Origin of the sequence: Nocardia implantans, from assembly GCF_035544775.1 — a bacterium.
GTDB classification, from domain to species: Bacteria; Actinomycetota; Actinomycetes; order Mycobacteriales; family Mycobacteriaceae; genus Nocardia; species Nocardia implantans.
Genome location: NZ_JAYKYQ010000026.1, coordinates 1 through 7,322, shown reverse-complemented (window position 1 = coordinate 7,322; position 7,322 = coordinate 1). Strand labels below are relative to the sequence as shown.

General features: G+C 70.0%; 2 protein-coding genes. Both read right to left on the bottom strand.

Annotation, left to right across the window (positions count from 1 at the left end):
• Positions 1-5,573: non-ribosomal peptide synthetase (locus U3653_RS33105; RefSeq protein ID WP_324722499.1), on the bottom strand; the 5,573-nt coding region annotated here is incomplete at its 3' end.
• Positions 5,574-5,852: 279 nt separating this feature from the next.
• Positions 5,853-7,322 (bottom strand): thioesterase domain-containing protein (locus tag U3653_RS33100; RefSeq protein ID WP_324722498.1); only part of this gene is annotated, 1,470 nt, incomplete at its 5' end.

Genomic DNA, 7,322 nt, shown 5'->3' with positions numbered 1-7,322 from the left:
CGCAACGGCGACCACCCCGGCGCATCACCCGAGACACGCGCCGAATACGCCACCATCACATCCCGCACCAACGGACCCATCGACGACGCATCCGCCGCGATATGATGCACCACCACCACCAGCACATGTTCGCGCGGCGCATCAGCGATCCGCAGCAGCCGCACCCGCACGGGCACTTCGGCGGTCACATCGAAGGGAATCGCCGCGAGCGTGTAGACCTCCCGCGCGACCTCGTCCACACCCACCGTGTGCGCCGCCACATCCAGCGTCACCTGCCCGGCCGGTAGCACCACCTGCACCGGGCCATCCACGGTTTCCGGATACATCGTGCGCAGCACCTCGTGCCGCGCCACCACGTCGTGCAGCGCCGCACCCAGCGCGGTGACATCCAATTCGCCGGTCAACCGCAAGGCGAAGGGCAGATTGTAGGCCGCCGAACCGGTCGCCGCGGCAGCGTCGTCCGCGTGGTCGAAGCGGTTGAGGAACCACATCCGCTGCTGCGCCAACGACAACGGCAACCGCTCCGGACGGGCGATGCTCCCCAACTCGACACCACGCTCGCCGTGGGTGTGCGACTCCAACGACGCCGCCAACCCCGCCACTGTCGGGGTCTCGAACAACGCCCGCACCGGCACCCGGGCATCGACCGCCGCGCCGAGACGCGCCACGACTCGAGTGGCGACCAGCGAATTGCCCCCGAGCGCGAAGAAATCGTCATCCGCGCCCACCCGGCCCAGTCCGAGCACCTCACCGAACACATCCGCCACGATCTCCTCGACCGCCGTCGAGGGCGCCCGGAATTCCCGCGCGGAGAAAGCGGGCTCGGGAAGCGCCTTGCGATCGAGCTTGCCGCTGGGGTTCAGCGGGAACGCCTCCAGCACGACGATCGCTCCCGGAACCATGTAGGCGGGCAGCGTGTCCCGGATCGCCGCGAGCAATTCGCCCTGTTCGATCGCTCGCCCGGGAGCCGGGACGACGTAGGCGACCAATTGGTCACCGAGCGACGACGGCGCGACCACGGCCACCGCCTGGCTCACCGAAGGCTGCGCCAGCAGCGCCGCCTCGATCTCGCCCAGCTCGATCCGCTGGCCGCGGAACTTCACCTGGAAATCGGTCCGGCCGAGGTAGTCCAGCCGATGCGGCAGCACATCGGTCGGGTTGCGCCAGACCACCAGATCACCGGTCCGGTACATCCGGGCACCGTTGCCGAACGGATCGGCCACGAACCGATCGGCCGTGAGGTCGGGACGCCGCACGTAACCACGGGCCAGCTGATCACCCGCGAGATACAGCTCACCAGGCACACCGGCGGGCACGGGTTGCAGACGCGCGTCGAGCACGTACACCTGGGTGTTCCATTGCGGCACACCGATCGGCACGGAACGCTCGTCCGCGGCGGTCGCGGGCCAGTAGGTCACCGACACCGCGGCCTCGGTCGGGCCGTAGAGATTGTGCACGGCGGCGTCGGACACCGCGCGCACCGCGGCGACGGTCTCCGGCGGCAGCGCCTCGCCGATCACGAAGATGTCGCGCAAGGTGGGGCACGATCCGGGGGCGGTGTGCGCGGCGAAGACCGTCAGCATGGACGGCACGAAGTCCGTCACCGTCACACCTTGCGCGGCGATGGTTTCCGCGACGTACACCGGGTCGCGGTGCCCGTCTTTGGCGGCGACGACCAACTTCGCACCCACCCGCAGCGGCAGGAAGTAGCCCCACAGCGAGACGTCGAAGGTCGTCGCCGTCTTCTGCAAGTACACGTCGTCGGCGTCGAGCGGATACGCCGCGAGCATCCAGCTGACCTGGTTCTGGATCGCGAAGTGCGAGATCGTCACGCCCTTGGGGCGGCCGGTCGAACCCGATGTGAAGATCACATACGCCGGATGCTGCGGCAACACCGGACGCAGCAGCTCATCCGGGCGCACCGGGCTGTCGTCGAACCGGTTCGGATCCAGCGCGTCCAGCAGCAGCACCGCGGTGCCTTCCGGCACGTCCACCGCGTCGGCGGAGGTGGTGAGCACGCAGACCGGCCGCGCCGTATCCAGGATGTGCGCGATGCGTTCGGCCGGATGATCCGGATCCAACGGCACATACGCCCCACCCGCCGCCACGACCGCATACATCCCCACCACGAGATCCAACGACCGACGAACCGCCAACCCCACCAACGACTCCGCACCCACACCCTGCGAAATCAACAACCGCGCAAGACGATTCACCCGCGCGTCGAACTCACGATAAGTCAGCTCCGCGCCCTCGTACACCAACGCGACCTCGTCCGCGTAGGCCTCGGCGGCGCGCCGGTAGCCGTCCAGCAGCAGCTCGGAGGGCACCGGATACCCGGTGCTGTTCCACTCGTGGAGGATGCGCTCGCGCTCGGCGGGCGCGAGCAGATCGATCGCGCCGATCGGCCGGTCCGGCTCGATGGCGGCCACGGTGAGCAGCCGATCCAGCCGCCAGGCGAACTCGGCGATCGTCCGCTCGTCGAACAGATCGGTGGCGTAGGTGAACATCGCCGTGAAACCCGTTGCCGCGCCGTCTGCGTTCGGCACCACGGTCAATTGCAGATCGAATTTCGCCACGGCGCTGTCGAATTCGAGCACGCGCGCGGACAGTCCGGGCAGATCGATCTCGGGCCTGCTCAGATTCTGGTAGAACAGCGCCACCTGGAACAGCGGGTGATGCGCCTGCGACCGCACCGGGTCCAGCACCTCGACCAGCCGCTCGAACGGCAACTCGGCATGCGAGAACGCGCCGAGATCGGTTTCCTTCGTCCGGTCCAGCAGCGCGCGGAACGACGCGCCGAGATCGATCCGGGTGCGCAGTACCAGCGTGTTGACGAACATGCCGATCAGCGGATCGAGCTCGCGCTCGCCGCGGCCCGCCACCGGCGTGCCGATGGTGATGTCCTCGGTGCCGGTGAGCCGGGCCAGCAGCAGCGCCAGCGCGGCGTGCACCACCATGAACTCCGAGGCGCCCGCGCTGTGGGCCAGTTCGGCGAGCCCTCGATGCACCGAGGCGTCCACCGCGAAGGAGTACTCCGCGCCCCGGCCGGAGGCGACGGGTGGGCGCGGGCGATCCGAGGGCAGGTCGATCCGGTCCGGGATGCCCGCGAGCGTCCTGCGCCAGTAGGCGATCTGGTCCGCCGCGATCGAGTCGGGGTCGTTCTCGTCGCCGAGCATCGCGTGCTGCCACAGTGTGTAGTCCGCGTACTGCACGGGTAGTGGCTGCCAGGACGGGCGGGCGCCGTTGCGCCGGGACAGGAACGCGCTGAGCAGATCCCGCAGGAACGGCGCGACCGAAGCGCCGTCGGCCGCGATGTGATGCACCACCACCACGACCACGTGGTCCTGGGAACCGATCTCGGCCAGCGCGATGCGCAGCGGCACTTCCGCCGCGACGTCGAAGCCGGTGGCGGCGAAGGTGCGCAGCCAATCCGGCAGCTCGTGTTCGGCCACCGGCTTGGGCGCGAGGTCGGGAACGACTTGCTCGGCGGGCAGCACCAGCTGATACCCCGTACCGTCCACCGCCGGATACACCGTCCGCAACGTCTCATGACGCCCCACCACATCAGCGACCGCCGCCTGCAACGCCGCCACATCCAACACACCCGACAACCGCACCGCGAACGGAATATTGTTCGCCGCCGAACCGGTATCGAACTGATTCAAAAACCACATCCGCCGCTGCGCCAACGACAACGGCACCCGCTCCGGACGCTCCACCGCCACCAACGCGCGCCGATCGCCCGCGCCCTTCAACGGCTCCAGCCGGGCGGCGAGCGCGGCGACGGTGGGACTCTCGAAAATCAGCCGGGCAGGCACCCGCGCGGCGATCGCGGCGCCGAGGCGGGCCGCCGCCTGCGTTGCGATCAGCGAGTTGCCGCCCAGCTCGAAGAAATCGTCGTCCGCGCCGACCGGCGCTCCCGGGCCGAGCAGTTCGGCGAACACCGCGCCGACCAGCTCTTCGAGCGGCCCGACCGGCGCGCGGAACACTTTGGTCCGCAACCGCGGCGCAGGTAGCGCCTCGCGGTCCAATTTGCCCACCGGCGTCAAAGGGATCTCGTCCAGCACCATGACGACGGTCGGCACCATGTGCGCGGGCAGGCTCTGCTCGGCGAAGGCGGCCAGCTCGGCCGCGTCGGCGTCCATCCCTGGCGAGGCATGCACGTAGGAGACGAGAATGGTCGCGCCGCTGTCCAGCTGGTGCCCCACGGTGACCGCGAAATCCACCGTCTCGTGCGCCGCAAGCACCGCATCGATCTCACCCAGCTCGATCCGGAAACCACGGATCTTCACCTGGAAATCGTTGCGACCCAGATACTCCAACTCACCCTCCGGCGTCCACCGCACCAGATCACCGGTGCGATAGAGCCGGGAACCATGGGTGTCGAAGGGGTTGGCCACGAAGCGGGACGCGGTCAGCCCGCGCCGGTCGTGGTAGCCGCGGGCCAGTGGCGCGCCGGCGATGTACAGCTCCCCGGCCACCCCGCTCGGGACCGGGACCAAGCGCTCGTCGAGCACGTATTCGGTGACGGCCCGGATCGGCGCGCCGATCGTCACCGGCTCCCCTGGCACCAGCGGCGCGCTGATGTTCGTCATGATCGTCGTCTCGGTGGGGCCGTACCCGTTGAAGAATTCGCGGGTGCGCCCACCCGACACCGGTAGCACCCAGCGCCGGACCAGCTCCGGCGGGCACGCCTCGCCACCGGCCACCACAACGCGCAACTCGTCCAGCCCCGCCGGATCCACCGACGCCAGCGCGGCGGGCGTGACGAACGCGTGAGTCACGGCCTCCCGGCGCACCAGGGAAGCGAATTCCTCACCGCCGAACACGGTGGGGGCGGCGACGACCATGGTGGCCGCGCCGCCCAAGGCGAGCAGCAACTCCAGCACCGACGCGTCGAACGACGGCGACGCGAAATGCAACGTCCGCGACGCGCTCGTCACCCGGTACCGATCACGCTGCTCGGCGCAGAAACCCGCCAACCCCGACTGCGTGACCACCACGCCCTTCGGCATGCCGGTGGAGCCGGAGGTGTAGATGACATAAGCGGGATGCTCCGCGCGCAGCGGACGCACCCGATCGGTGTAGGTCACCGGATCGGCCGGGAACTCCTCGAGCCGCCGGGCGCAGTCCGCGGTGTCGATGGACAGCCACTCCACCTGGTTCGGTAGGTCACCGCCCAGTTCCTGGACGGTCAGCCCGAAGACCGCGCCGGAGTCGGCGACCATGTGCTCGACCCGGTCGGCCGGATAGTTCGGATCCACCGGCACGAAACCCGCACCCGTCTTGGCCACCGCCCACACCGCGACCACCGACTCCACCGAACGCGGAATACCCACCGCGACCAGATCCTCCGGCCCCACCCCACGATCGATCAGCAGACGCGCCAAACGCGTGGACCAGTCGTCCAGCTGCGCATAGCTCAGCTCGGCCAGGGTGGCGGTCGCGTCGGCGAACACCACGGCCGCGCCGCTGGGGTTGGCCTCGACGGCGGTGGCCATCAACTGCGGCAGGGTGGTGACGCGGGGACGGCGGGTCCGGGTCGGGCGCACACGCGCCGGGCGGGTCATGCGCGCACCGCTTCCGCAGTCTCGTCACACCGCTGCCCGACTGCCCGAACCATCGTGCTGCCTCACCCTGTCTATCGTCGCCACCCGCACGTCACCATGCTCCCCGCCCAGGGATCATCGAACGCGCGCATGTCGATCGTTACCGAACCACCGGCGCACGCCCCCCGTGACCGGCCACGATCCGAGGATTTCGGGCCGGGAACGGACGCGTGTGACGAGTGCCGCGGTTGATTATTCCCTGCCTTCGCGCGATTGGGGTCGCGACGTCGGCGGGGACGCTCAACGGCGACCGTCGAGCAGAGCGGCCAGCTGCGGACCGATCACCGCCAGCGCCTCCGGTGTGGCCATCCGGGCATGGGTGACCTCGACCGGCCGATCGACGACCATGCCCTGGACATACGGCCACCAGTCGGCCGCGGCGGCGCGCAACTCGTCGGCGGGGTCGGCGACCGCCGCGCTGAAGTACTGCACGGTGCCGCGGAAGACCCCGGGCCGGTGCTCGGCGATCAGCTCGGCCGAGCGGACCGCGCTGCGATAGATCCGCCGCAGCCGCTCGGGAGTCACCGCGACCAGGTCGGCCGGGATCATGGCGTGCAGGGCGGCCAGCGAGTCGTCGTCGAGCTCGTAGACATCGCCGTCCGCGGTGGCCGCCGTGCCGAGTCCGAGTTCGGCCAGTGCGCCGCGCACCGCGGCGCGGAAACCGACCACATCCGGATTCGGATGGCTGTCCATCATGGCCAGCAACTCCACCTGCTCGCCCGCGTCCTGCAGCCTGGTGGCGATGGCATGGGCGAGCACGCCGCCGAGGGACCAGCCGAGCAACCGGTACGGGCCCTGCGGCTGTACCGCCCTGATCTCCGACAGGTAGCGCTCGGCCAGCTCGTCCAGCGAGCCGGGCAGCTCGCCGTCTTCCGACAGCGCCGGCGATTGCAGGCCGAAGATCGGCTGCTCGGCGGGCATGAACTGGGCCAGACCCGCGTACGACCAGGCCAAGCCGTACATCGGATGCAGGCAGAACAGCGGGGCCGCCGAGCCGCTCGCCCGGATGGGCAGCAGCACGTCGAGCGCCGCGGTGGCGTCGGCGTCGCCGGCGTCGATGCGGGCGGCCAAGCCCGCCACCGTGGCGTCGGTGAAGAACCACTGCACCTGCACCGCCGCTCCGGTCGCTTCCCGCAGCCGTCCGGCCACCTGGGCCGCCAGCAGCGAGTTGCCGCCGAGCCCGAAGAAGTCGTCGTCCAGGCCGACGCGGTCGGCGCCGAGCAGTTCGGCGAACACCTGCGCCACGGCCTGTTCGGTGGCCGTCTGCGGCGCGCGGTAGTCGACCGTGCTGATGATCTCGGGATCGGGTAGCGCCCGGCGGTCGAGCTTCCCGTTGGGGGTCAGTGGCAGGGTGTCGAGGACGACGACGGCGTCGGGGACCATGTAGCCGGTGAGGAATCCGGCGACTTCGGCGCGGACGGCGTTGGGGTCGATCGCGGTGTGGGTGTCGGGCACGACGTAGCCGATCAATCGTTCGCCGGTGTGTTCGTCGGCGCGGACCACCGCCACGGCCTGCCCGATCCCGGCGCAGCCCAGCAGCGCGGCTTCGATCTCGCCGAGTTCGATACGGAACCCACGAAGTTGCACCTGCTGATCCCCGCGCCCGGCGTATTCCAGGGCGGCGTCGTCCCCGCGGGCGCGCCAGCGGCCGATGTCACCGCTGCGATACATCCGCGAGCCCGGCGCCCCGAACGGATTCGCGACGAACCG